Source organism: Enterobacter cloacae complex sp. BZL2005, assembly GCF_049238885.1.
Classification (GTDB): domain Bacteria; phylum Pseudomonadota; class Gammaproteobacteria; order Enterobacterales; family Enterobacteriaceae; genus Enterobacter; species Enterobacter roggenkampii.
In genome coordinates this window covers 383409-407797 of sequence record NZ_JBMKGI010000002.1, presented here as the reverse complement: position 1 = coordinate 407797, position 24389 = coordinate 383409, and the positions used below count along the sequence as shown (strand labels likewise).

Genomic DNA, 24389 nt, shown 5'->3' with positions numbered 1-24389 from the left:
TTACAGATACTTTTCGTCTGCGGGACGTCGAAAGCGAAGCAGACAGTCCATTTTAAGTATCAACGCAGGGTATGTTTGAAAAAAAATGTAACAAAAGTGGACGGTTTTGTGTAGCCCAATAGTGTGATGTTTATCAGTATCGGGAATATTGTCGATGCATTATATTTTTAATATTTATCATTTCATTAATTAATTCTGAAAATAACTTTCCATATCAAAGTTAGAAAGCGAGGCGAATGCTTTCTCTCTGAAGAGCATTTAATATTGCCTCCGGATGAAGCGTGCTGACATCCGTTTTTTAACCAGGTCGAGTATAGGATCTGTTTTTTAAAACGCGGGTGAGGTGTGTTTTATAAGGACAGGAAGTTCATCTCTCATAAGCATAATTGATTACATTTCATGGGGTTGGATTGGGTCTTTTTACAGGCTTAACGATAAACGCAACGTTAAAAAGAAATATTTATATTAATGAAAAGTACAACTGCATTTTCGCTGTTATTTCTCAGTATTAGTCAGTTAACAGGGTGTGTTTTTTCACCTGGTCAGAACTTAAGTGTGTCAGGTAAGAAAGTTATTTCGGCGAAAGAGGCAAATTATCAGCTTGATAAGCGCGTGGAAATTTTTCCGCTGACGCCGGAGTGGATTGAAAAACTGCGCCCGCCCGTGTCGAAATCTCAGGCAAATCCTAATCTGGACAAGCAGATCAAAAACTGGGAATACCGTATTGGCGCAGGCGACATCCTGACGGTCACCGTCTGGGATCATCCTGAGTTAACAACGCCCGCAGGACAATATCGTAGCGCGAGCGATACAGGCAACTGGGTCAACGCTGACGGTACGCTCTTTTATCCCTATGTCGGTAAACTGCGGGTGGCAGGAAAAACGGTTTCACAGGTACGTGAAGAGATTACGGCTCGACTGGATAGCGTCATTGAGAGTCCGCAGGTGGACGTCAGCGTAGCCTCCTTCCGTTCACAAAAAGCCTACGTCACCGGAGAGGTGGAAAAATCGGGTCAACAGCCGATAACCAATATTCCGCTGACGGTGATGGATGCGATTAACGCCGCGGGTGGGCTCTCGGCGGATGCCGACTGGCGTAACGTCGTGCTCACACACAATGGACAGGACGCCCACCTCTCACTCTATGCCCTGATGCAGCATGGCGATTTGACCCAAAATAAGCTGCTTTATCCTGGCGATATCCTGTTTGTTCCCCGGAACGACGCGCTGAAAGTGTTCGTAATGGGCGAGGTGGTGAAACAGAGCACCCTTAAGATGGATCGTAGCGGCATGACGTTGGCCGAGGCCCTGGGAAATGCCGGGGGGCTTAACCAAAATATGGCCGATGCAACCGGCATTTTTGTTATTCGCCAGGTATCGAAAAAAGGTGACACCGACAAAATCGCCAATATCTATCAGCTGAATGCGGAAGATGCTTCAGCCATGGGGTTGGGTACGGAATTCCAGCTTGAGCCGTATGACATTGTCTACGTCACCACGGCACCGCTATCGCGCTGGAATCGCGTGATCTCCCAACTGGTGCCCACCATCAGCGGCGTACATGACCTGACCGAAACCGTTCGTAACATCCGATCGTGGCCGTAGTCATGTTCCATTCGATCTTAGTGGTCTGCACCGGCAATATTTGCCGCTCACCCATTGGTGAGCGGCTATTGCGTCAGCAATTACCCGGCAGGCAGGTCACCTCTGCAGGTATTTTCGGACTAGAAGGACGCCCGGCGGATGCGAGTGCGCAGGCTGTGGCCTTGCGTCACGGCCTTTCGCTGGAGGGGCACGTTGCCCGCAGGGTGACGTGCAGTCTGTTGCAACAGTCCGACTTGATTCTGGTGATGGAGCCGGAACACCTTCGTTTTATTGCCACAATGGCCCCGGAGAACCGGGGAAAATCGCTGCTATTTGGACAATGGCTGGAAACCCAGGACATTCCCGACCCGTATCGCAAAAACCGTGAAGCCTTTGAATATGTTTTCGGGCAATTGGGGAAAGCCAGTCAGGAATGGGCTCGTCGTTTGAGTTAACAAGGAATGAAGCCGTAATGTCGTCTTCTAAATCAGACAAATATAGTGCTGCGACACCGCAGAATAACGAAATGGATCTCATTCAGTTGCTTGCTGAGATGTTCGATCACCGGGTAATGATCGCGTGTGTTACGCTTCTGTTCACGGTATGTGCGGGAATCTACGCCTTCAGCGTCACGCCGGTTTATCAGGCTGATGCCCTGGTGCAGGTCGAAGCGAAGCAGGGCAACGCGCTGCTCAAGAACCTGACCTCGCTCAGATCCGATCTCTCACCCGATGTCGCTCCAGAACTTTTACTCCTTAAATCACGGATGGTCCTCGGACAGACCGTTGATCGGTTAGGGCTGACCTACGAGGTTAATAGGCGCTTGTTCCCCGTCATTGGGGCTTTCTGGGAGCACGTGCAGGGGCACAACCCCGCTGAAATCACGATTGGCTCGCTGAATATTCCGTCTGTGGAGGGGGATCCACAAACGCTTTTACTCACTGTTCTCGAGCAAGGGCGATATCGTCTTGAGGGACAAACGCTTGAGGCAGAAGGCGTTGTTGGAAAAGCGCTGCTTAAAGAGGGCGTCTCTCTTCTGGTGACCTCCCTCAATGCGGCACCGGGAACCCAGTTTACCCTCAACATCGTTACCAGGCTTGAGGCCATCAACGCCATTCAGAGCAGACTGACGGTTGTGGAGTCGTCGAAACAGAGTGGTATGATCGCCTTAATGTTAACGGGTGACGATCCCGGCAAGACCGCTACGGTACTTAATACGATTGCCGAAAATTTTCTCAGCCAGAACATTGCGCGCCAGGAAGCTAAAGATTCCCGTAGCCTCACGTTCTTACAGGATCAGTTACCTAAAATCAGTCGCGAACTGGATGAAGCCGAGGCGCGACTGAATGCCTATCGAGAGCAAAGCGATTCGGTCGATTTATCTCTTGAGGCAAAGTCGGTTCTTGATCAGGTGGTTAACGTGGAAAATCAACTTAACGAGCTGACGTTTCGCGAGGCAGAGGTCTCTCAGCTGTTCAAAAAGGACCATCCCACCTACCGTGCTTTACTGGAGAAAAAACAAACGCTTGAGCGGGAACGCGCGCGCCTGTATAGCCGCGTCTCCTCCATGCCATCCACGCAGCAGGAAATATTACGCCTGAGTCGTGATGTTGAATCCGGGCGCGCCGTATACATGCAGTTGCTGACGCGTCAGCAAGAGCTGAGCATCTCGCGCTCCAGCGCTATCGGGAATGTGCGGATCATAGACCCGGCGGTGACGCAGCCGGCCCCAGTCAGACCGCGCAAAGCCCTCATCATTCTCTTTGGCATGATGATAGGGCTGCTCCTCTCTGCCGGAACGGTTTTAGTGCGTTCCGCCTTCAAGCGGGGCATTACCTCGTCAGAACAACTTGAAGAATTCGGGATGCCGCTGCTGGTAACGCTTCCGCGCTCGGTATGGTTATGGAAAAAAACGCACCTGCGCAGGAGAAACCTGTTTACTTCCCACTGGAAGCACAGGATATCCAACGTGCCTTTCCTGCCCATTGACCGTCCGGCTGATACGTTTGTCGAGGCGATGCGTGGGCTGCGCACCAGTTTGCATTTTACCATGATGGATACCGCAAACCGGGTTGTCGTGGTGTCTGGCCCCACGCAGGACTGCGGAAAGACGCTGGTCAGTACTTCACTGGCGTCGATTGTGGCACAGGCCGGACAGCGGGTGCTGTTTATTGATGCGGATATGCGTAAAGGGTATGTCCACAATGTGTTCAGGCTGAACAATCATCGGGGGTTGTCCTGCGTGCTCGACGGAACCGTTGAGTGGCAGGAGGCGGTTCAACGCTTTGAGAAAGGCGGTTTTGATGTACTGACCTGCGGACCCCAACCTACGCATCCCGTTGACCTGCTCATGAGTGAACGCTTCCAGGATGTGATGGCGCAGATTGAAAAGCGGTATGACATCATGATTATCGACACTCCACCTGTGCTTGCCGTGACGGATGCTTTGCTGATCGCCAGAGCAGCAGCCACAACGCTGCTGGTCGCCCGCTTTGGTAAAACCAGCGTGAAAGAGATCGAGACCAGCCTTAAGCGTATGGAACGGATGAACGTAAAGGTGAATGGCGTGATCCTTAATGACATTGTGAAATCGGCGGCGCTCTATTACAACTCGGGGTATAGCGCTTACGACTATGGCTATACCCGGGAGTAACCCTGGCGCGACATTTCTTTACAGCGTGATGGTGAATTGCCCGTTAAGATGACCTTCGTTAAAACGCGAGGTCACAATGGATAACCGCAAAATCAATCGACTGCGCCGCTGGGCGCGGGAAGGAGTCATACTCGTTCTGCTGACGCTGGCCGTGGCGTGGGGAGTTGATCAATACCGAAAACCGACACTCCCCGCCAGTTTTAGTGCAACGCCGATGACGAGCATCGACGGAAAAATGCATGATATTGCGGCGCTCAGCCAGGAGCGTCCGCTGCTGATCTACGTCTGGGCGACCTGGTGCAGCATTTGCCGTTACACCACGCCTGCGGTTAATCAGCTGGCAGAAGAGGGCGGGAACGTGGTGAGTATCGCCATGCGCTCTGGTGATAACGCAAAGCTTGCACGCTGGGTTGACAAGAAACAGCTTAAAATGCCGGTGATAAATGATGAAAACGGTGCGCTGTCGCAGGCGTGGCAGGTGAGCGTGACGCCGACGTTAGTCATTGTATCGAAGGGGAACGTGGTCAGTACCACAACGGGCTGGACGAGCTACTGGGGATTAAAAATCAGGATGTGGTGGGCGGGCTTATAAGAATAACCCCTCTCCCGGCGGGAGAGGGGTTTTATATTACTTAGCCAGAACTTCCTGCGCGGTGCGCTCAACCAGAGACAGCAGGATTTTGATATCTTCCAGCGTCACGGTTGGGTTCAGCAGCGTCAGCTTCAGGCAGGTCACGCCGTTATGCTCGGTCACGCCGACGTTTGCACGGCCGGATTCCAGCAGCGCATCACCAATTTTCTGGTTCAGCAGGGCGATACCGGCATCATCTGCCTGCACCTCGCCACGGAAGCGGAACAGCACGCTTGCCAGCTGCGGCTGCATAACCAGTTCCAGCGCAGGCTGCGCTTTCACGTACGCCGCAACCTGCTGTGCCAGGGTCACGCCGTGATCGATGATCGCCGCGTATTGCTCCTGACCCAGCGCTTCCAGGCTCATCCACAGCTTCAGCGCGTCGAAACGACGGGTGGTCTGCAGCGATTTGGACACCAGGTTCGGCACGCCGGCTTCTTCGTCGAACTCAGAGTTCAGGTAAGCCGCCTGGTAGCGCATCAGCTCATAGTGGCGCGCTTCTTTCAGCAGGAACGCGCCGCAGCTGATGGTCTGGAAGAACTGCTTGTGGAAGTCCAGGGTGACGGAATCCACCAGCTCAATGCCGTCCAGGTAGTGACGATACTGCTCAGACATCAGCAGTGCGCCGCCCCAGGCCGCATCAACGTGTACCCAGATGTTCTGCTTCGCCGCCAGTTCAGCAATGGCGCGCAGCGGATCGATAGCACCGGCATCGGTGGTACCTGCCGTTGCGACGATCGCCAGAATCTGCTCGCCGTTCGCATTGCACTGTTCGATTTTCGCCGCCAGATCGGTCAGATCCATGCGGGAGAATTCGTCCGTTTTCACCTGCACCACGGACTGGTAGCCCAGACCCATCAGCGCCATGTTTTTCTGCACAGAGAAGTGCGCGTTTTCAGAGCACAGTACGCGGATCTTACGCAGATCGCCCACCAGACCGTCCTGCTGAACGGAGTGACCCTGACGCGCAAAGAACGCATCGCGCGCCAGCATCAGGCCCATCAGGTTGCTCTGGGTTCCGCCGCTGGTGAAGACACCGGCGTCGCCAGCCTGATAACCCACGCGGGTACGCAGCCACTCGATCAGTTTGATCTCGATGATGGTTGCGGACGGGCTTTGATCCCAGGAGTCCATACTCTGGTTAGTGGCGTTGATCAGCACTTCCGCCGCCTGGCTTACGACCAGGCTTGGGCAGTGCAGGTGCGCCACACACTGCGGGTGATGAACGGACAGGCTGTCTTTCAGGAAGAACTCCACGGCGCGTTCAATCGCCGCTTCGTTGCCCAGCCCTTTCGGGTTGAAATCCAGCTTAATACGGTCGCGCAGTTCCGCGACCGTTTTGCCCTGGTACATCTCAGGCTGTTTCAGCCACTGCATCACAGCCTGAGTGCTTTGTTCAATCGCCTGCTGGTAAGCTTCAATGCTCTGCGCAGAGGAGAACAAAATTGGGTTTGAATCAGACATCGTAATCAATAACTCCGGTTACGCCGGGCGAACGCCCGCAGCAAGCAGTGCCTGCTCAAATTTATCCAGGAAGATCTTCAGCTCTTCATCGCTGATCAGCAGAGAAGGCAGCAGACGCAGAACGATACCGTTACGACCACCGCGCTCCAGAATCAGACCGGCTTCGAAGCACTTCTTCTGAATCAGTGCAGACAGCTCGCCGTCGCCCGGGAAGCAGCCCATGTGGTCAGCGGCTTCGTGCGGCTTAACGATCTCAATACCGATCATCATGCCCAGACCGCGCACGTGGCCGATAACCGGATAACGTTTCGCCATCTCTTTCAGCTGGCCTTTCAGCCATTCGCCCTGTGCCGCCACTTTGCCTGCGATGTTCTGGTCTTTCAGGATTTTCAGCGTCGTCAGACCGGTTGCCATCGCCAGCTGGTTGCCGCGGAAGGTACCGGTGTGGTGACCTGGCGCCCATGCGTCGAACTGCTTTTTGATACCGAGCACGGCCAGCGGCAGACCGCCACCGACGGCTTTAGACATCACGATGATGTCTGGCTCAATGCCCGCGTGTTCGAAGGCGAAGAATTTACCGGTACGGGCAAAGCCAGCCTGAACTTCGTCGAGGATCAGCAGAATGCCGTGTTCCTGAGTCACTTTACGGATACGCTGCAGCCATTCAGCCGGAGCCGGGTTCACGCCGCCTTCGCCCTGAACCGCTTCCAGGATCACCGCAGCAGGTTTACGCACGCCGCTTTCAACGTCGTTGATCAGGTTATCGAAGTAGTAAGTCAGCGCTTTCACGCCCGCTTCACCACCGATACCCAGCGGGCAACGGTATTCGTGCGGGTAAGGCATGAACTGCACTTCTGGCATCATACCGTCTACCGCTTCTTTCGGAGACAGGTTGCCGGTCACGGACAGTGCGCCGTGGGTCATGCCGTGGTAACCACCAGAGAAGCTGATGATACCGCTACGGCCGGTCACTTTTTTCGCCAGCTTCAGCGCTGCTTCAACGGCGTCAGCCCCGGATGGACCGGTGAACTGCAGGCAGTACTCTTTGCCCTGGCCAGGCAGCAGAGAGAGCAGGTATTCGGAAAACGCGTCTTTCAGAGGCGTTGTCAGATCCAGAGTATGTAACGGCAAGCCGCTGGTAATGACATTTTGGATGCTTTTCAGCACATCAGGATGGTTATGGCCAAGCGCAAGGGTCCCTGCACCTGCTAAACAGTCAAGGTATTCTTTATTATCTGCATCGGTGATCCACACGCCTTCTGCTTTAGTGATGGCTAAAGGCAGTTTGCGCGGATAACTCCTGACGTTAGATTCGAACTCGGCCTGACGGGCCAGATAGGTTTCGTTGCTTTTGTGGGCATCTACGGTGTCAATACGGACTTTATCCGTCATCATATCACTCCTACAACCGCCGCTTCGTTATGAGCCACGATTGAATAAAAAGTTAAAAAACAGAAGGGGCCTGAAAAAAACGCCGCCAATATAGAGCCTTTTGCCACGGGGCTCAATGGTTAATTTGTTTACTGTATTGTGACACGTGTGTATAGCGAGGAAATATCCCCTTTTTTAAAATGAAAATTGTATTTTATGCCAAATAAAAACAGCGGTTTACAGGCTATTTGCCCGGTGTGTAAAGTCGCAGAAAAGAGTGTGACAAATCGTGCCATTCAACGGCACAAAAGGAGGGAAGCTTTCCCTGTTTATCCGGCAGGTGCAGAAAACGGTGCTCACGTTGCCTGTGCAACGGAATCACGCAGTAAAAATGGACTTTCTACGCGCGTGGTTTCCTGATGTTCTTCACCGTTAATAATATGCAGGGCGCTCAGGCGACCAATTTCATAGTGCGGCAGTTGTACCGTCGTGAGAGGAGGAAGGAACAACTCCCCAATGCCCACCATATTGTCATAGCCGATCACCGCGACGTCGTCCGGTATACGAAGCCCTTGTCCCAGTAGCGTCTGGTACACCATAAACGCGATACGATCGTTACCGCAGATAACGGCGTCGAACCTGGGAATGCCATTCTGCATGTGCGCCAGCAACACGGCCGGAATGTCGCGATAGTGCTCATCGCCGAGTGCCATATAGCAGTGCTCCAGGCTGTCCGGATCGAGCCCCGCTTCACGGCATGCACGCTCCAGCCCCTGACGACGGCGGGTTGTGGCCAGATGCCCCTCAGGTAAATGCAGGCAGAGAGGGCGTCGATAACCCTCCGCGAGTAACGCCCGCACGGCGGTATATTGCCCCTGCTCATCATCGGGAATATAGCTGGCGACCTTTTCGCCGTCGCTTTCGCAGTTGGCCAGCACGCAGGGAAGGGTGAGGAGTTTGGCCGGGAGAGGAACCTGACGTAACCCCATGGTGGTGTAGATAATTCCGTCGGGCCGATGAGAGAGGAGAAGGTCGACAATGGCGTCCGGATTGTCATCGGTAAACATATTCATCACGAAGCTGTTCCAGCCGTGCATTCTGGCCGTCTCTTCAATAGACAGCGTGATCTCCACCGAGAACGGCGTCGTCACCGTATCGAGCGCCAGTACCCCTATGGTTTTAGGCGAGGCATGCGCGCCGCGTATTTTCTTGGCGGACAGATCGGGCACGTAGCTGGTCTGCTCAATAGCCAGCTGAACGCGCGCCAGCGTTTCCGGCTTAAGGCGCTCGGGGCTGTTCAGCGCGCGGGAGACCGTCATCAGCGATACGTTAGCCAGCTTTGCGACGTCCTTCAGGGAAGCCATTGTCTTACTCCGTTAATGCTCTGCGTGAAAGGGTATACAACTAAGTCGCTGATGTAAAAGAAAGGCTGATGCCCAAGCCGGGTCATGTTTACCTCAGTGTTGAATATTTGATCGCGATCTCATTCTCTTGATGTTAACGTTAACTTTCGTGATTAACATCTTAAAATTCAGCCAAACAGCATGAGAAAGCGTAAATGTTAACGTTACCATTGCATCATTACTCCAACATGAGAATGTCATGATGAAAACGCATCACTCTCACAGCTACCCTTTATTAAGCGCATTACTGTTTTTCTTTTTTGTCACGTGGTCATCTTCCGGCTCGTTGCTCTCTATATGGCTTCACCAGGAGGTGGGGTTAAAGGCAGGGGATACGGGGGTCATCTATGCCGTGCTGTCTGTCTCCGCGCTGTGCGCGCAAATCTGCTACGGCTTCATTCAGGACAAGCTCGGCCTGCGAAAAAACCTGCTCTGGTTTCTCACCAGCCTGCTCATTCTTTCCGGTCCGGCCTTCCTGCTGTTTGGTTATCTGCTGCAGATTAACGTGTTGCTCGGCAGTATTTTCGGCGGGATTTATATCGGGCTGACGTTTAACGGCGGGATTGGTGTACTGGAATCCTATACCGAGCGCGTGGCCCGCCAGAGTCAGTTTGAGTTTGGCAAGGCGAGGATGTGGGGATCCCTTGGCTGGGCGGTGGCAACCTTTTTTGCCGGTCTGCTGTTCAACATCAATCCGAAGCTGAACTTCGCGGTGGCGAGCTGCGCCGGGCTGGTGTTTTTTGTGTTGCTGGCGCGCCTAAGAGTCTCTTCCGCGCCGCACGCCATGCAGGAGGCGGTATCCGGCGGTAAGGTCACGCTGGAGGATGCCTTACGTCTGTTGACGCTGCCGCGCTTCTGGGCGCTGGTGTTTTTCGTTATTGGCACCTGTATTTACGGCGTTTACGACCAGCAGTTCCCGGTCTATTTCTCCTCACAGTTCCCGACGTTGCAGGAAGGAAACGCCATGTACGGCTATCTCAACTCCTTCCAGGTTTTCCTGGAAGCGGCGGGCATGTTCTGCGCCCCGTGGCTGGTGAATCGCCTCGGTGCGAAAAACGGCCTGATTTTCGCCGGAATGGTGATGGCGATGCGTATGGTGGCATCGGGTCTGGTTGAGGGACCGGTATTGATCTCTATTACCAAGCTATTGCACGCGGTTGAACTACCCGTTTTGCTGGTCTCCATCTTTAAATACAACAGCCTGCATTTTGATAAGCGGCTCTCTTCCACCCTCTATCTGGTGGGCTTTGCCTGTACAAGCTCGGTGATTGCCTCGGTGCTGTCGCCGCTGGCAGGTTACAGCTATGAGAAATACGGCTTTGCCCAGTCCTATCTCATCATGGGGCTACTGGTCTTCAGCACCACGTTTATCTCCATCTTCCTGTTGCGCTCGGGTAAGTCCTCTTCTGACCCGCTCATGCCGCAACCTTCCACCATCTGATCGAAAGAGTAGAGAAATGATGTATTCCATTACGAAAGCAGAACAGGAACTGCAGTCCAGACGCGAAGGGCTTAATCTGCGCTGGTATCCCCGTTACCACCTCGCAGCGCGTGCTGGCTGGATGAACGACCCGAATGGCCTGGTCTGGTTTGACGGCTGGTATCACGCCTTTTATCAACACCATCCGTATTCGACCCAGTGGGGGCCGATGCACTGGGGCCATGCGCGCAGCAAAGATTTAGTTCGCTGGGAGCACCTCCCGGTTGCGCTGGCCCCGGAAGGGCCAGACGACAAGGACGGCTGTTTTTCCGGCTCAGCGGTGGTGGATGGCGATACGCTGGCGCTGATTTACACCGGCCACAAATTCCACGGCGATCCCGGCGATGAGGCTAATCTCTACCAGGTGCAGTGCCTGGCAACCAGCCGTGACGGCATCCAGTTTGTGCGGCACGGGACAGTCATTGATACACCGCCCGGGCTGCATCACTTCCGCGATCCGAAGGTATGGCGTGAAGGGGCGTGGTGGTACATGGTCGTTGGCGCGCGCGAGGGGGATACGGGCCAGGTGCGTGTGTACCGGTCTGCCGATCTGCGCGAGTGGCACGACAGGGGCGTGCTCGCGGTGGCTGAAAAAGAGATGGGTTATATGTGGGAATGCCCGGACTTTTTCACTCTCAATGGTAAACGCGTGCTGATGTTCTCGCCTCAGGGACTGGCGGCAGACGGATTTAAACATCGCAATCTCTTCCAGAGCGGCTATCTGGTAGGCGAATGGCAGCCTGGTCAGCCTTTTGTGCGTGAAGGTGAATTTGTGGAGATGGACTACGGGCATGATTTCTATGCGCCGCAAAGCTTCCTGACGCCTGACGGCCGCCGCATCGTTATCGGCTGGCTCGACATGTGGGAATCTCCCCTTCCGGAACAGGAGGACGGGTGGGCTGGCATGCTCTCTTTACCGCGCGAACTGACGCTAAGCGCGGATAACCGCCTGCAGATGCGGCCAGCCAGAGAAGTGGAAAGCCTGCGCGGGGCGTGGTTCCCCTGCCCGATAAGTACGCTTAATAACCAGCAGATGACGCTGGTGGAACACTGCGATGCGATGGAGGTCATTCTGCAGTGGGATTGCGCCAACAGCAGCGCGGAGCAGTACGGCATTCGTCTTGGCGACGGGTTACGCCTTTATGTTGATGCGCAGATGCAGCGCCTGGTGCTGGAGCGAGACTATCCGCAGTATGGCCTGTGCGGTACCCGAAGCGTCGCGCTGAACCTGAGCAACGCGCTTAATCTTCGTTTGTTCTTTGATAGCTCTTCCGTGGAAGTGTTTGTTAACGAGGGTGAGGCGTGCCTCAGCAGCCGTATATATCCTGATGCCGACTGCCGCGAGCTGGCGTTATTTGCCTGGACGGGAGGGGCGTCGCTTATTCATGGCGGGGCGTGGCAGCTGGAGTAAATCTATTAACGAGCTAAAACAAAGCCCCATACACATGGGGCTACGTAAATCTTATCAGGTGGTAGCGTCCTGCAAAGATCACATTTTTGATAATTGCGCGTTTACAACTCTCTCTTTTTCGACAACCAGCTGCATAATATAGCTACCCTTGTGCCATGAACCTTTATTTGGCTTCCAGCCTTTCGAAAGCAGATATTCAGCAGCATCAGAGACAGGCTTATTCATAACGTGATCCGCTTCACCTGATAACTTTTTTAAATCACCGCTTACTTTGGCTGGCTTGCTATCACAATGACCCGCAGCATCCATAACCTGAGTGCAGCCTTCAGGAAGGCGCCTGTGCGCTGACTGTGCAAGTTGAGCTGCATTCTCTAAAGCCTGTTTTTCAGCCGCAGCGTTAATGGCTGTGGTGCGGTTTTGCTCTGCAATATAACAAGCATCTTTACTCACTCCTTTGCTTTGACAATCAGCCATCCGTTGAGCTGGTGAGGAACACGCAGCAAGAGATAATACAGCCGCTACCATCATTAATTTTTTCATTATTGCCTCAGTAATTACAATTATAAATATAGGTACCTAACATCAAGCCGATCCATATCCCTAATAAAATAAAAGTCAGATACAGAACGGCGGAAATAAAAATATACTTTGTCATTTTTGTGCTAGCAGCAATGTATTGAGTTATAGCCAGCTAATTAAACTCCAGGGTGAGTTTTTTAGCTGATTGGCGGTTTGCTGGCATTTTAATTTAATATTGTTAAATCACCATCCATAAGATGCGGACGCCGCAACAATTTCATCACCGTTGGATGTACCTGATGTAGAGAGGGTAGCGGCAACATTCTCAGCGAACTTATGACGGTAACCGACTGCGTAACCTTGCGCATCTTTGAAGTTGGCAGCACCGACGGCAACCGCGTTATCTGTATCAACGTAATGCAAACCAGCAAGAGAAGCAGCGCCAGCGATACCAGCACGATATTCCTTGCGATCCTCATTCTGCTGATGCTCCAGAGAAGAGAACTTCGCGTTATTTTGACTCTCTAACGCAGTAATACGTGATTCATGATTCGCTAATTGTGCGCTGTGATTCTGAATCGTCGTTTCTTGTGCTTGCTGGCGTGACTGAACGTTAGCAACAGCAGCTTTGTTAGCAGCGGCTACCGTTTGTGCATCAACCGCTAAAGATTGCGCATAAGCGCCCGTATTAAATGCCTGAGTCGCTTTGTCAGAGGCATCCTGAAGAGCGTGATCTTGTCTATCCTGATCGGCGTCGAAAATGCTTTTATCTACCTTACCTGCCAGCGCTTGAGTGTTAGCGTTTACGCCATCTTGAGCGGTATTAGCTGTATCTTGTGCTTTATTAATAGCTGTATTTGCTCTTTCAATATCGCCCTGAAGGTTATAGATTTGCCCGTCTTGCTTAATGTTACTCCCCTCGATGTTATCAAGGTTATAGGCGGTTTTATCGGTACCCTGAATTTGAATGTAAGCACTTGGATTATTGACGTTATCGTCAAGGTTTACGTTTACTTCCGCAGCATTTGCGGTATTCATTGAACCAGCGAACACAAAACCAAAAACAGCGATAGCTGTTATATTTAAATAGTTCATTTTAAAGCTCTCATCATCACTACAAGAAAAAATAAAGTAAGGGCGCTATCCTGGCGGGAAGATACAACGTCTTGTTATATCTGAATTAATTCACGATTAACGGTGGAAATTTTGGTTTGATAACTTATTTCGTAACCTGCAGTAACTATCTATGAATGTGTAATTTTGATTATTGATCTAAATCATAAATAGCAGGAATAGCTAAACGAGTCGATCCAGAAAGACCTGGCGTAATAATCTTATAATACAATAAGATAGCCTTTCATAATGGATGAGAGTGAAATTAGATATAAAACACCAATACATTAATTGTATTTAAGTGTTTTGATTAAAATGGGTTAATAATACACATAACAGTTTATGTGAATTTATGGGTTTTTGCCGATTATTTATTATCGAACCTTTCGTCAGCTTCGAATGAAAATGAACTCAGCTCATTTTTGTTCCGGGATATACCAGAAAAAAATATTTATGTTGAAGATGCTAGCGAAAACGTGTTTAGGGAGATTCATAACGCGAACGCTGCCGTGATAAATCAAAACTCCTTGCGCCTGGCCAGTGGCCACGGTTACACTGATTGAGAACATTGATTTTAATAAATCATTGTTTTAAAAGTATTTTGACTCGGGGTGCCCTTCTTTGTGAAGGCTGAGAAATACCCGTATTACCTGATCTGGATAATGCCAGCGTAGGGAAGTCAGATGCCTTCCCGGTCATCGCTTCTTCACGCAAGGCAGGAGCGAACCCATGCAGCCTGACCTGCTCGATTTACACGTTTTACACCACTTCCGAACCCGTTCTCCGCTGACCCACTGTATGACGAATGACGTCGTACAGACCTTTACGGCCAACGTTTTGCTGGCGCTTGGCGCATCTCCGGCGATGGTGATCGAGGCCGAAGAGGCCGAGCAGTTTGCCGCGATAGCCGATGCGCTGCTGGTTAACGTTGGCACGCTGACCGCGCTGCGCGCCCAGTCGATGCGTCGTGCTATTGAAAGTGCGGTAGCGGCAGGCAAACCCTGGACGCTGGACCCGGTTGCCGTGGGCGCCCTGGCGTTCCGCACCCGGTTTTGCCATCAAATCCTTGCCCTGAAACCGGCGGCCATTCGCGGCAATGCTTCCGAAATCCTTGCCCTCGCCGGGATCAGCGCGGGCGGGCGCGGCGTCGATACGACCGATACCGCCGCCAGCGCGGTGCCTGCTGCCCAGGCGCTGGCCCGGCAGATCAATACGATTGTGGTGGTCACCGGCGAGGTGGACTACATCACGGACGGGCAACGCACCCGAACGGTTACCGGCGGTGACCCGCTGATGACGCGCGTGGTGGGCACCGGGTGCGCGCTCTCTGCCGTTGTGGCGGCGAGCTGCTCGCTGCCGGGTGACCGGCTGGATAACATCGCCGCCGCCTGCGGATGGATGAAGCGGGCCGGAACGGTGGCCGTTGCGCACTCGCGCGGCCCGGGCAGTTTTGCCAGCGCGTTCCTCGACGCGCTCTACACGCTGGAGGAGCAGGCATGAAGCGGATTAACGCCCTGACCATTGCCGGCACCGATCCCAGCGGCGGCGCGGGTATCCAGGCAGACCTGAAAACCTTCTCGGCGCTGGGCGCGTACGGCTGCTCGGTGATTACCGCGCTGGTGGCGCAAAACACGTGCGGCGTGCAGTCGGTCTACCGCATCGAGCCAGATTTTGTTGCCGCGCAGCTGGATTCGGTGTTCAGCGACGTGCGTATTGATACCACCAAGATCGGCATGCTGGCCGAAACGGACATTGTGGAAGCGGTGGCCGAACGGCTTAAGCGCTATCAGGTGCAAAACGTGGTGCTGGATACGGTCATGCTGGCAAAAAGCGGCGATCCGCTGCTCTCCGCCTCCGCCGTCGAGACGCTGCGCAATAAGCTGCTGCCGCAGGTGGCGCTCATCACGCCCAATCTTCCGGAAGCCGCCGCGCTGCTGGGCGCGCCGCACGCGCAAACTGAACGGGAAATGAAAGAGCAGGGCAATGCGCTGCTGGCGATGGGCTGCGGGGCGGTGCTGATGAAGGGCGGGCATCTTGATGATCCGGAAAGTCCGGACTGGCTCTTTACCCGCGACGGAGGAGTACGCTTTACCGCGCCGCGCGTGCAGACCAAAAATACCCACGGCACGGGCTGTACGCTCTCGGCCGCGCTGGCGGCGCTGCGCCCACGTCATGAAAGCTGGGCCGATACGGTTAGCGAAGCAAAAGCCTGGCTCTCGGCGGCGCTGGCAAAAGCCGATACTCTGGAAGTCGGTCACGGTATTGGGCCGGTACACCATTTTCATGCATGGTGGTAAGCCAGTATACTGGCAGAATACATCACGCCTGAGAAAACAGAGATGGAACAAGCGCATACCCGGTTAATCGCTCAACTGAATGAACGGATCGCCGCGCCCGATAACACGCCGCTGTACCTGAAATTTGCCGAAACGGTAAAAAATGCGGTGCGCAGCGGGGTGCTGGAGCACGGGAATATTTTGCCCGGCGAGCGCGATCTGAGCCAGTTGACCGGGGTGTCGCGCATCACCGTGCGTAAAGCGATGCAGGCGCTGGAAGAAGAGGGCGTGGTGACGCGCGCCCGTGGCTATGGCACGCAAATCAACAATATCTTCGAATATTCGCTGAAAGAGGCGCGCGGTTTTTCCCAGCAGGTGGTGCTGCGCGGCAAGAAGCCGAATACGCTCTGGGTCAACAAGCGGGTGGTGAAGTGTCCGGAAGAGGTGGCCAACCACCTGTCTATCTCCCCGGACAGCGAGGTCTTTTTGCTCAAGCGCATTCGCTATGTCGATGACGATGCGGTGTCGATTGAAGAGTCCTGGGTCCCCGTCGGGTTAATTCCCGACCCGGATGCGATTGGCATTTCGCTCTATGACTACTTCCGCAGTCAGAATATCTACCCGCAGCGCACCCGCTCAAGGGTGAGCGCCCGCATGCCCGACAGCGAGTTTCAGGCGCACATTAAGATGGATGAAAAAATACCGGTGCTGGTGATCAAGCAGGTCGCGCTTGACCAGCAGCACCGGCCGATTGAGTACAGCATCAGCTACTGTCGCAGCGATCTATACGTCTTTGTGTGCGAGGAGTAGTGCCTCGCGCGTCGGGGCGCAATCCCCGCCGCGGTGGCTGACCACCCATGACGCCACGGCATTCCCCAGCAGAACGGCATCTGCCAGTGACCATCCCGCAGCCAGCCCGGCCAGCGTGCCGCCCGCGTGGCTGTCGCCTGCACCAATGGTATCCATAACCGTCGCCGGAAATGCCGGAACAACGCCCGAGGCGTCACCGTCATACCACGTAGCACCGTCTTTATCATGGCGCACAATCAGCGCGGCGCCAAAGCGCTGCTGCCACACTTCACCCAGGTTTTCAGCCTCCACACCCAGTCTTTCAGCCGCGAGTTCCGCTTCCTGACGATTGAGCGACACGATTGGCCTGCAGGCCATGATTCTCTCCATCAGCGCATCAGGAACATCCGCGATGCGTGGGCCGAAATCGATAAAGGCCGTCACGTCACGTAACCCTTCCAGCCAGCCTGTCAGCAGTTCGCCGCACGGCGAGGCCAGCTGGTAGCCGGAGAGATAAACCAGGCTGTTTTGCGGAACGTGAAGCGCATCCAGCCAGCGCTGCTGCCACTGGTTTTCCACGCCGCTAAAGGACATAAAGGTGCGCTCGCCGTCAGGCTCTACCAGCGCCAGACACCAGCCGTTGTCGCCGGTTTCAGCCTCTACGGCGCTGTGCAGATCCTGCTGCGCCATGGCGTTGCGGATAATATCCGCCCATACGCCATGGCCGACGGGAAGGGCATTTTGCGCGGCGATCCCGAGGCGTTTCAGGGCGATGGCAATGTTCAGCGCGCAGCCGCCAATATTCACGCCCTGCTGCTTAAGTTCGATATCGCACCCGCGCCAGGGCAGGGCGTAGGCGTCGGCGATGACGTCAATCACCGCGGCGCCCAGCACCGTCACCGGGCGCGTGGCGTGCAGATTTTCGAGACGTTGAGCAAATGCCTTCATACGCCCTCCCTTTGCTCCCTGAAGTGCAGCAGTTTCTCGCAATAATGGCCGAAGTTGAGCTGGTTGACGGCGTCGAGTTCGGCTTTGAGCGCCGGATCAATCGCCTGCACGCCGTGGAGCGCGCCGCAGATGGCCGTCGCCATGGCGCCAATAGTGTCAGTATCACCGCCCAGATTGGCGCATAAGATGGCGCAGCGGTTCGGGTCGGTTCCTGCCAGTTCCACCATCGCAATGGCCGCCGGAACGGACTCAATGGTGCTGGTTCCCGCGCCAATCAGCTGATAAACCTGCTCGCTGGCGGACTCAATACCGTTGGCTTCCCGTACGGTCTTAAGCGCCAGCTCAATACGCGCCGCCAGCGACGCGCTGAAGGTGGTGGTTTTCATCTCCTGCGCATAGCGGGCGATCCCCGGCAGGGCATCAACGATGTTCTGCCAGCTTTCGCCGTCGATGGCGCGGGAAACCGCCCAGGCAATCACCACCGCGCCGGCAATCGCGAGGTCCGATTTATGGGTCGGGCTGGAGGCCTGCGCCACCTGTTCAACAAAGTGTTCCAGCCGCGTCGCCGGGAGCAGGCAGCCCAGCGGGGAGGCGCGCATCGCCGCCCCGTTCGTCACGCCGTTGTTCTCCAGCGCGCTGACCGGCTTCCCGTCACGAATCGCATTCAGCGCGATTTTGGAGGTCGGGCCGAGCACGTTCTTGTTGAACGCGTCGAAATCGAGCGCCCAGTTCAGGATATGCTTGCCGATAACGTCTGCGTGAATCTCCCCGTCGCACTCGATGATCGCGTCGGCCAGGCACAGCGCCATTGAGGTATCGTCGGTGAACTCTGCCTGCCTGAAATAGCAGGCCGCGTTATTTTCTGCCGGGCCGGGTAAAAAGCGGTCGATCCAGCCGAAGTGCGCCTTGACGCGCTTTCTCGGCCACAGTTCCGACGGCATGCCCATCGCATCCCCTAATGCCTGCCCGTAAAGGGCACCGAGAATACGTTCTTGTTTCATTTAACTTCCCCTTGTGTCAGCGCGGCATCGCCATCAACCACCGCAATTGCAGCGATCTCTTTGTCCGATTCGCGGAAAAACAGCATAAACAGCACGGCAATCACGGCAATCATGATTGCGCCAAATGTCCACATTCCGGCCCAGTTGAAGGTCAGCCCATTCACCGGCTCTTTGTAGGCGAACATTTTTTCCATCATCACGCCGCCCAGGCGGTAACCCAGCAGGCTACCAAAGCCCTGACAGCAGAGCGTAATCAGGCCCTGCGCGGCGGTGCGCATATGCACCGGCGCTTTTTTATCCACGTAGATATACGCGGTGACGTAGTAGAAGTCGTAGCTCACGCCGTGCAGCAGAATGCCGAGGAACAGCAGGGCGTAGGTGAAGTATTGTTCCGCACCGCCGTAAACGAAGAACCCGTAGCGGATGGCGGCGGTAATCAGACCCAGCAGTAAGACCTTCTTAATACCAAAGCGTTTGGTAAAGAACGGCAGCGCCAGCATAAAGAAGATTTCAGAGAACTGGCCGAGCGTCATCCAGCCGGTGGCGTTTTTCATCCCCACTTCAGTGAGATAGCCGTTGGCGAAAATGTAGTAGAAGGCCAGCGGCATGGCGAACAGGAACGAGCAGAAAAAGAAGACGAGGAAGTTTCTGTCGCGCAGCAGGATCAGCGCGTCCAGCCCCAGCATCACTTTGAAGTCCAGCTTGCCGGTACTTTTCGGCGGCGTATTCGGCAGGAACAGGGCAAAGACGCCGAGCAGGGCGGAGCTGGCGGCGGTCATCAGCAGCGGAATATTGGTATCGGAAATATCGCTATAGCCCAGCATCTGCGGCAGGAAGCCGCACGCCAGCCCGGAGGCGATCCAGCCGAGGGTGCCCATCACGCGGATGCGCGGAAAATCGGCCTCGACGTCGTCCACGTTCGCGAAGGCAATGCTGTTGGTCAGCGCGATGGTGGGCATGTAGGTCAGGGAGTAAACCAGCAGCAGCGGGAAGAAGGTGCTGAACTGGGTTTGCTGTGCCGCGAAGTACATCAGAATCGCGCCGGCAAACATCAGCACCGCCAGCACTTTCTGCGCGGCGAAGAAGCGGTCGGTCAGCGAGCCGACCAGAATTGGGGAGAGAATGGCGGCAATGGCGGTACAGGCATAAGACCAGCCAATTTCCCCGGCGGTAAAACCGCTTTTGCTCAGCCACAGCCACAGCGGCACAAACCACGCGCCCCAGATAAACCATTCAACAAACATCATGAATGACAGTTGGACTTTCGTTTTCATTTTTGAATCCTGCATGTCAGAGAGGGTACGCCTTTAACATACCATTCAATAATACCTTTTAAATACCTTTGTGGCGATTGTTTGATCAATGTAACAGTTTTGTTGTACACGAATCGAGCCAGCAGATTGTGCTGAAAAAAATTGCAAAGGGTGGAAAATCTGTTAAGTCGGTACCAGGCTTAGTCTGCCCATAAAAGATGGGACTGGATAAACGCACACCGACATGACGTCGAACTTACGGGAGTATCACATGACTGATATTGCGCAGTTGCTTGGCAAAGACGCCGACAGCCTTTTACAGCATCGTTGTATGACCATTCCAGCCGACCAGCTTTACCTGCCTGGTCATGACTACGTTGACCGCGTGATGGTCGATAACAACCGTCCGCCTGCCGTGCTAAGAAATATGCAGACGCTCTATAACACCGGGCGGCTCGGCGGCACCGGATATCTCTCTATTCTGCCGGTAGACCAGGGCGTTGAGCACTCGGCGGGCGCCTCCTTCGCGGCGAATCCGCTCTATTTCGATCCGAAGAACATTGTTGAGCTGGCGATTGAAGCGGGCTGTAACTGCGTGGCGTCCACCTATGGCGTGCTGGCCTCCGTCTCGCGTCGCTATGCCCACCGCATTCCGTTCCTCGTGAAGCTGAACCACAATGAAACCCTGAGCTACCCCACCGAATATGACCAGACGCTCTATGCCAGCGTCGAGCAGGCGTTCAATATGGGGGCGGTTGCCGTTGGGGCGACCATCTATTTCGGCTCAGAACAGTCTCGTCGTCAGATTGAAGAGATCTCTGCGGCGTTTGAGCGCGCGCACGAGCTGGGTATGGTGACCGTGCTGTGGGCGTACCTGCGCAACTCGGCGTTCAAAAAAGACGGCGTGGATTACCACGTGTCGGCTGACCTGACCGGCCAGGCGAACCACCTGGCGGCGACCATTGGCGCGGATATCGTGAAGCAGAAAATGGCCGAGAATAATGGCGGATATAAAGCAGTGAACTTTGGTTACACCGATGACCGCGTTTACAGCAAACTGACCAGCGATAACCCGATCGACCTGGTGCGCTACCAGCTGGCGAACTGCTACATGGGCCGCGCAGGGTTGATTAACTCCGGCGGCGCGGCGGGCGGCGATACTGACCTGTCAGACGCGGTGCGGACTGCGGTTATCAACAAGCGCGCGGGCGGCATGGGGCTGATCCTGGGCCGTAAGGCGTTTAAGAAATCGATGGCTGACGGCGTGAAGCTGATCAATGCGGTTCAGGACGTCTATCTGGACAGCAAAGTCACGATTGCCTGACCTGAGGGCGAAGCGTAGGCCGGGTAAGGCGTAGCCGCCACCCGGCAATACCATCAGCGCAAAAGCACACAGTCTGGCGGCAACCGACACTGCAGCGCGCCGGGCAACACCTCAATGCGGAACTGCGTCCCGCTGAGCGGTTCCCCATCGAGGTTAAAGGTCATCCCGTGCGGGGCATTTACCTCAAACCATGCGGATTTCCCGTCAATGATATTCGGACTCTCTTCCGGCTGCGTCAGCGTGGTAAACAGCGCGGGCAGCAGGCCGTCACCCGTGAAAATCCGCAGCTGTAGCTGACCGTCATTGATCAGCGCCTCCGGGCACAGCTGCTGCCCGCCGCCGGCCTGACGACCATTACCGATGCCAATCACCAGCGCGTCGCCCTGCCACTGAAAATCCTCGCCGCGAATTTCGCAGCGGTCAGGCTTGAGGGTATCCATGCGCATCAGACCGTGGATCAGATACGACACGCCGCCCAGCGCCGCCTTGAGTTTTTCCGGCGTTTCGCTGGTGATGCGCGTGCCGAACCCGCCGGTGGCCATATTGATAAAGCAGGTTTTGTCATTCACCTGCGCAATATCTACCGCGGTCGCTTTACCGAGGATCGCCAGCTGAAGCGCTTTCTCTAACGCCTCGGGGATCCCGGCGCTGGTAGCAAAATCATTGGCGGTGCCGAGCGGTAAAATACCCATCAGCGGGCGGTCTGCCGGGGGCAGGTCGATCAGCGCTGACGCGATCTCATTGATGGTGCCATCGCCGCCGCCGGAAATGATGGTCTCAACGCCAAGCCCGAGGGCTTCATTGATATAGCGTGCCGCGTCGCCTTTTTCCCATGTTACTCTTACGTGGATGCGCGCGCCGTCGTCACGCAAACCCTGAATGGCCTGACGCAGCAGATCGTTGCCCGCACTTTTGCCGTTGAGAATCAATAAACTGTCTGGATAGGTTGCCATCCGCGCTGCTCCCTTTTTTAGCGTTAGTAAGAGTGTATAGCAGAGAGGGAAAAAGCGGGTAAGAACAGGATGAAAGGAACAAAACAGGCACAAAAGCACGTTACACTTCAGCGATGAGATTAACGTAATCACAGGAAAGTGATGATGAATAAAATTTTGGTAAGCGCGTGCCTGATGGGCTTCAGGGTTCGTTATAACGGAAGTGAAAAAGCGAGAATGAACGCGCAACTCGCTCGCTGGCAACAGGAACAACGTCTGGTTATCCACTGCCCTGAACTGGCTGCCGGGCTGCCTGTACCGCGTCCTCCGGCAGAGATTAAATTCGCTGATGGCAAAGACGTGATGCTCGGGCAAGCCAGAATTATGGAAAATACCGGGCAGGACGTGACCGCACATTATCAGCTTGCAGCCTGGCTCGCGCTACGCGCTGCTCAGGCGTCGGGGTGTAGCGCTGCATTGTTAACCGATGGCAGCCCAACGTGCGGCAGTGAGTTTATTTATGACGGAACTTTTCGCGGTATACAGAAAGCGGGGATGGGGGTTGCTGCGTCGTTGCTCGCTGAGAATGGGATCGCCGTGTTCTCAGAGAAGCAAATCGACGAACTCATTGCCTGGATTGAGGAGAGAGAAGGCAAAAAATAAGCCCGCGTAAGGGAGATTACGCAGGCTAAGGAGGTGGTTCCTGGTACAGCTAGCATTTATGGGTTATGTTTTTCAGCGGGGGGATAATACCCGTATTGAACGAAGCGGTATGTGATCCGATTCTAAGAATTATCCCAGCGCGAAAAAATTTCCCTAATTGACTATTTGCCGTGTGGGTTCCGGGTGCTTTCACCGTTGAAGTTACGCATCAGCAGCGCGAACGTCAGCTCCACCTCTTCCGGAACCGGCAGCCAGACGGTGTGCCCGTCGCCCGGCGCGACCTCAATCGCTTCGCCTTTGCCGTTTTCCAGATGCTCCAGCGTGAAGTTCATGTTGCCCTGCGGGGTCATCAGCTCCAGGCTGTCGCCTTTGGTAAACTTGTTTTTCACCGCCACGGCCGCCAGCGCGCCTTTGCGCTCGCCGGTGAAGTCACCGACAAACTGCTGGCGCTCGGAAACGGAGTAGCCGTGCTCGTAGTTCTGGTAGTCGTCGTGGGTGTGACGGCGCAGGAAGCCTTCGGTATAGCCGCGATGCGCCAGACCTTCCAGCGTTTCCAGCAGGCTGGTATCGAACGGTTTACCGGCGGCCGCATCGTCGATGGCTTTACGATACACCTGCGCGGTACGCGCGCAGTAGTAATAGGATTTGGTGCGGCCTTCAATCTTCAGGGAGTGCACGCCCATCTGGGTCAGGCGCTCGACGTGGGCGATGGCGCGCAGATCTTTCGAGTTCATGATGTAGGTGCCATGCTCGTCTTCAAAGGCGGTCATGTACTCGCCCGGACGTTTGGCTTCTTCAATCATAAACACGCTGTCGGTTGGCGCGCCGATGCCCAGCGTTGGCTCAACGTTGGTCACCGGGATCGGCTCATGCTTGTGGACGATGTTGCCGATGTCGTCCTCTTTGCCTTCCTGGACGTTATATTCCCAGCGGCAGGCGTTGGTGCAGGTACCCTGGTTCGGGTCGCGCTTGTTGATATAGCCTGAGAGCAGGCAGCGGCCGGAGTAGGCCATGCACAGCGCGCCGTGAACGAAGATTTCGATTTCCATATCCGGCACCTGGGTGCGGATCTCTTCGATCTCTTCCAGCGAAAGCTCGCGGGACAGGATGACGCGGGTCAGCCCCATCTGCTTCCAGAACTTCACCGTCGCCCAGTTGACGGCGTTAGCCTGTACGGAGAGGTGAATATCCATCTCCGGGAAGTTCTCCCGAACCAGCATGATTAAACCCGGGTCCGACATGATCAGCGCGTCCGGCCCCATATCCACCACCGGCTTCAGGTCGCGGATGAACGTTTTCAGCTTGGCGTTGTGCGGCGCGATGTTGACCACCACGTAGAATTTTTTACCCAGAGCATGCGCCTCGTTGATGCCAAGCTGCAGGTTCTCGTGGTTGAATTCGTTATTACGCACGCGCAGCGAGTAGCGCGGCTGGCCCGCATACACGGCGTCGGCGCCATAGGCGAAAGCGTAACGCATATTTTGCAGCGTTCCCGCCGGGGAAAGGAGTTCCGGTTTAAACATGTTTGTTCTCGTTCTGATGACAGGTCAGATCCGCGTGCACCTGGTGCAGCG

General features: G+C 54.9%; 21 protein-coding genes and 1 riboswitch. Of the genes, 11 read left to right on the top strand and 10 right to left on the bottom strand.

Translation table 11 applies throughout. From position 1 onward, the window contains the following. Window positions 1-468: 468 nt before the first annotated feature. From ACOTXI_RS06415 to ACOTXI_RS06400, 4 genes are all read left to right on the top strand, one after another. Window positions 469-1605: a polysaccharide export protein gene (locus ACOTXI_RS06415; RefSeq protein ID WP_058654899.1), complete on the top strand. Its 1137-nt coding sequence runs from the start codon at window positions 469-471 to the stop codon at window positions 1603-1605. Between the two features lie 2 nt (window positions 1606-1607). Further along, window positions 1608-2039 (top strand): protein tyrosine phosphatase, encoded by a 432-nt coding sequence (locus ACOTXI_RS06410; RefSeq protein WP_058654900.1) that lies wholly within the window; start codon window positions 1608-1610, stop codon window positions 2037-2039. 17 nt (window positions 2040-2056) lie between these two features. After that, on the top strand, window positions 2057-4237 hold the full coding sequence (locus ACOTXI_RS06405) for a polysaccharide biosynthesis tyrosine autokinase (protein WP_058654902.1): 2181 nt from the start codon (window positions 2057-2059) through the stop codon (window positions 4235-4237). Between the two features lie 76 nt (window positions 4238-4313). Beyond that, window positions 4314-4829 (top strand): protein disulfide oxidoreductase, encoded by a 516-nt coding sequence (locus tag ACOTXI_RS06400; RefSeq protein WP_023325651.1) that lies wholly within the window; start codon window positions 4314-4316, stop codon window positions 4827-4829. Window positions 4830-4865: 36 nt separating this feature from the next. On the opposite strand, the gene ACOTXI_RS06395 is transcribed toward ACOTXI_RS06400, so the two are convergent. The 3 genes from ACOTXI_RS06395 to ACOTXI_RS06385 form a co-directional block, all read right to left on the bottom strand. Then, window positions 4866-6332, bottom strand: coding sequence for a pyridoxal phosphate-dependent decarboxylase family protein (locus ACOTXI_RS06395; RefSeq protein ID WP_023325650.1), 1467 nt, complete (start codon window positions 6330-6332; stop codon window positions 4866-4868). Window positions 6333-6350: 18 nt separating this feature from the next. Further along, the gene (locus ACOTXI_RS06390; protein ID WP_014884533.1) at window positions 6351-7727 is read right to left on the bottom strand and encodes a diaminobutyrate--2-oxoglutarate transaminase; all 1377 of its coding nucleotides are present in this window, start codon (window positions 7725-7727) and stop codon (window positions 6351-6353) included. 332 nt (window positions 7728-8059) lie between these two features. After that, a complete protein-coding gene (locus tag ACOTXI_RS06385) occupies window positions 8060-9067 on the bottom strand; it encodes a LacI family DNA-binding transcriptional regulator (protein WP_021241480.1) in 1008 nt (335 codons plus the stop codon). Between the two features lie 238 nt (window positions 9068-9305). Here ACOTXI_RS06385 and ACOTXI_RS06380 point away from each other — a divergent pair, with 238 nt between their 5' ends. Both ACOTXI_RS06380 and ACOTXI_RS06375 read left to right on the top strand, forming a co-directional pair. Beyond that, window positions 9306-10547: an MFS transporter gene (locus ACOTXI_RS06380; protein WP_021241479.1), complete on the top strand. Its 1242-nt coding sequence runs from the start codon at window positions 9306-9308 to the stop codon at window positions 10545-10547. Window positions 10548-10563: 16 nt separating this feature from the next. After that, window positions 10564-11997, top strand: coding sequence for a glycoside hydrolase family 32 protein (locus tag ACOTXI_RS06375; protein WP_058654904.1), 1434 nt, complete (start codon window positions 10564-10566; stop codon window positions 11995-11997). Window positions 11998-12075: 78 nt separating this feature from the next. On the opposite strand, the gene ACOTXI_RS06370 is transcribed toward ACOTXI_RS06375, so the two are convergent. After that, entirely contained in the window at window positions 12076-12537 is a 462-nt protein-coding gene (locus tag ACOTXI_RS06370; RefSeq protein WP_102000894.1) for a hypothetical protein, read from the bottom strand. Window positions 12538-12759: 222 nt separating this feature from the next. Continuing rightward, the gene (locus ACOTXI_RS06365) at window positions 12760-13611 is read right to left on the bottom strand and encodes a YadA C-terminal domain-containing protein (protein ID WP_103786730.1); all 852 of its coding nucleotides are present in this window, start codon (window positions 13609-13611) and stop codon (window positions 12760-12762) included. A 615-nt stretch (window positions 13612-14226) separates the two neighbouring features. Then, window positions 14227-14323, top strand: a riboswitch (TPP riboswitch). Between the two features lie 35 nt (window positions 14324-14358). Here ACOTXI_RS06365 and thiM point away from each other — a divergent pair. Genes thiM through ACOTXI_RS06350 form a run of 3 tightly spaced genes read left to right on the top strand, consistent with a single transcriptional unit; the run spans window position 14359 to window position 16715 of the window. Further along, a complete protein-coding gene (gene thiM, locus ACOTXI_RS06360; RefSeq protein WP_058654341.1) occupies window positions 14359-15129 on the top strand; it encodes a hydroxyethylthiazole kinase in 771 nt (256 codons plus the stop codon). Next, window positions 15126-15926, top strand: coding sequence for a bifunctional hydroxymethylpyrimidine kinase/phosphomethylpyrimidine kinase (thiD, locus tag ACOTXI_RS06355; RefSeq protein ID WP_058654340.1), 801 nt, complete (start codon window positions 15126-15128; stop codon window positions 15924-15926). The genes thiM and thiD overlap by 4 nt, the downstream gene beginning before the upstream one ends. Window positions 15927-15968: 42 nt before the next feature. Continuing rightward, window positions 15969-16715 (top strand): GntR family transcriptional regulator, encoded by a 747-nt coding sequence (locus ACOTXI_RS06350; RefSeq protein WP_023344521.1) that lies wholly within the window; start codon window positions 15969-15971, stop codon window positions 16713-16715. On the opposite strand, the gene ACOTXI_RS06345 is transcribed toward ACOTXI_RS06350, so the two are convergent. The 3 genes from ACOTXI_RS06345 to ACOTXI_RS06335 are packed head-to-tail and all read right to left on the bottom strand — an operon-like array spanning window position 16689 to window position 19917. Next, complete coding sequence (locus ACOTXI_RS06345) at window positions 16689-17642, bottom strand: PfkB family carbohydrate kinase (RefSeq protein ID WP_058654339.1); 954 nt, start codon at window positions 17640-17642, stop codon at window positions 16689-16691. The two genes, ACOTXI_RS06350 and ACOTXI_RS06345, sit on opposite strands and share 27 nt — an antisense overlap. After that, window positions 17639-18643, bottom strand: coding sequence for an ADP-ribosylglycohydrolase family protein (locus ACOTXI_RS06340; protein WP_058654338.1), 1005 nt, complete (start codon window positions 18641-18643; stop codon window positions 17639-17641). The genes ACOTXI_RS06345 and ACOTXI_RS06340 overlap by 4 nt, the downstream gene beginning before the upstream one ends. Continuing rightward, window positions 18640-19917 carry a nucleoside permease gene (locus ACOTXI_RS06335; protein WP_044597925.1) on the bottom strand — a complete coding sequence of 426 codons (1278 nt, stop codon included), beginning with the start codon at window positions 19915-19917 and terminating at the stop codon, window positions 18640-18642. Before ACOTXI_RS06335 ends, ACOTXI_RS06340 begins: the two co-directional genes overlap by 4 nt. A 250-nt stretch (window positions 19918-20167) precedes the next feature. On the opposite strand from ACOTXI_RS06335, the gene fbaB reads away from it, so the two are divergent. After that, window positions 20168-21220, top strand: a complete 1053-nt coding sequence (gene fbaB / locus ACOTXI_RS06330) for a class I fructose-bisphosphate aldolase (RefSeq protein WP_008500869.1) — start codon at window positions 20168-20170, stop codon at window positions 21218-21220. A gap of 53 nt (window positions 21221-21273) precedes the next feature. On the opposite strand, the gene yegS is transcribed toward fbaB, so the two are convergent. Next, window positions 21274-22173: a lipid kinase YegS gene (gene yegS, locus ACOTXI_RS06325; RefSeq protein WP_058654337.1), complete on the bottom strand. Its 900-nt coding sequence runs from the start codon at window positions 22171-22173 to the stop codon at window positions 21274-21276. A 141-nt stretch (window positions 22174-22314) separates the two neighbouring features. On the opposite strand from yegS, the gene ACOTXI_RS06320 reads away from it, so the two are divergent. Continuing rightward, the gene (locus ACOTXI_RS06320) at window positions 22315-22815 is read left to right on the top strand and encodes a DUF523 domain-containing protein (protein ID WP_058654336.1); all 501 of its coding nucleotides are present in this window, start codon (window positions 22315-22317) and stop codon (window positions 22813-22815) included. A gap of 161 nt (window positions 22816-22976) precedes the next feature. Here ACOTXI_RS06320 and yegQ read toward each other — a convergent pair whose 3' ends face one another. Next, window positions 22977-24338 (bottom strand): tRNA 5-hydroxyuridine modification protein YegQ, encoded by a 1362-nt coding sequence (yegQ, locus tag ACOTXI_RS06315; protein ID WP_058654335.1) that lies wholly within the window; start codon window positions 24336-24338, stop codon window positions 22977-22979. Window positions 24339-24389: the final 51 nt, after the last annotated feature.

What these genes read in the sequence shown, in the direction of transcription:
- ACOTXI_RS06415 (WP_058654899.1), top strand. Translation starts at nt 469, where the DNA reads ATGAAAAGTACAACTGCATTTTCGCTGTTATTTCTCAGTATTAGTCAG.
- ACOTXI_RS06410 (WP_058654900.1), top strand. Translation starts at nt 1,608, where the DNA reads ATGTTCCATTCGATCTTAGTGGTCTGCACCGGCAATATTTGCCGCTCA.
- ACOTXI_RS06405 (WP_058654902.1), top strand. Translation starts at nt 2,057, where the DNA reads ATGTCGTCTTCTAAATCAGACAAATATAGTGCTGCGACACCGCAGAAT.
- ACOTXI_RS06400 (WP_023325651.1), top strand. Translation starts at nt 4,314, where the DNA reads ATGGATAACCGCAAAATCAATCGACTGCGCCGCTGGGCGCGGGAAGGA.
- ACOTXI_RS06395 (WP_023325650.1), bottom strand. Translation starts at nt 6,332, where the DNA reads ATGTCTGATTCAAACCCAATTTTGTTCTCCTCTGCGCAGAGCATTGAA.
- ACOTXI_RS06390 (WP_014884533.1), bottom strand. Translation starts at nt 7,727, where the DNA reads ATGATGACGGATAAAGTCCGTATTGACACCGTAGATGCCCACAAAAGC.
- ACOTXI_RS06385 (WP_021241480.1), bottom strand. Translation starts at nt 9,067, where the DNA reads ATGGCTTCCCTGAAGGACGTCGCAAAGCTGGCTAACGTATCGCTGATG.
- ACOTXI_RS06380 (WP_021241479.1), top strand. Translation starts at nt 9,306, where the DNA reads ATGATGAAAACGCATCACTCTCACAGCTACCCTTTATTAAGCGCATTA.
- ACOTXI_RS06375 (WP_058654904.1), top strand. Translation starts at nt 10,564, where the DNA reads ATGATGTATTCCATTACGAAAGCAGAACAGGAACTGCAGTCCAGACGC.
- ACOTXI_RS06370 (WP_102000894.1), bottom strand. Translation starts at nt 12,537, where the DNA reads ATGAAAAAATTAATGATGGTAGCGGCTGTATTATCTCTTGCTGCGTGT.
- ACOTXI_RS06365 (WP_103786730.1), bottom strand. Translation starts at nt 13,611, where the DNA reads ATGAACTATTTAAATATAACAGCTATCGCTGTTTTTGGTTTTGTGTTC.
- thiM (WP_058654341.1), top strand. Translation starts at nt 14,359, where the DNA reads ATGCAGCCTGACCTGCTCGATTTACACGTTTTACACCACTTCCGAACC.
- thiD (WP_058654340.1), top strand. Translation starts at nt 15,126, where the DNA reads ATGAAGCGGATTAACGCCCTGACCATTGCCGGCACCGATCCCAGCGGC.
- ACOTXI_RS06350 (WP_023344521.1), top strand. Translation starts at nt 15,969, where the DNA reads ATGGAACAAGCGCATACCCGGTTAATCGCTCAACTGAATGAACGGATC.
- ACOTXI_RS06345 (WP_058654339.1), bottom strand. Translation starts at nt 17,642, where the DNA reads ATGAAGGCATTTGCTCAACGTCTCGAAAATCTGCACGCCACGCGCCCG.
- ACOTXI_RS06340 (WP_058654338.1), bottom strand. Translation starts at nt 18,643, where the DNA reads ATGAAACAAGAACGTATTCTCGGTGCCCTTTACGGGCAGGCATTAGGG.
- ACOTXI_RS06335 (WP_044597925.1), bottom strand. Translation starts at nt 19,917, where the DNA reads ATGAAAACGAAAGTCCAACTGTCATTCATGATGTTTGTTGAATGGTTT.
- fbaB (WP_008500869.1), top strand. Translation starts at nt 20,168, where the DNA reads ATGACTGATATTGCGCAGTTGCTTGGCAAAGACGCCGACAGCCTTTTA.
- yegS (WP_058654337.1), bottom strand. Translation starts at nt 22,173, where the DNA reads ATGGCAACCTATCCAGACAGTTTATTGATTCTCAACGGCAAAAGTGCG.
- ACOTXI_RS06320 (WP_058654336.1), top strand. Translation starts at nt 22,315, where the DNA reads ATGATGAATAAAATTTTGGTAAGCGCGTGCCTGATGGGCTTCAGGGTT.
- yegQ (WP_058654335.1), bottom strand. Translation starts at nt 24,338, where the DNA reads ATGTTTAAACCGGAACTCCTTTCCCCGGCGGGAACGCTGCAAAATATG.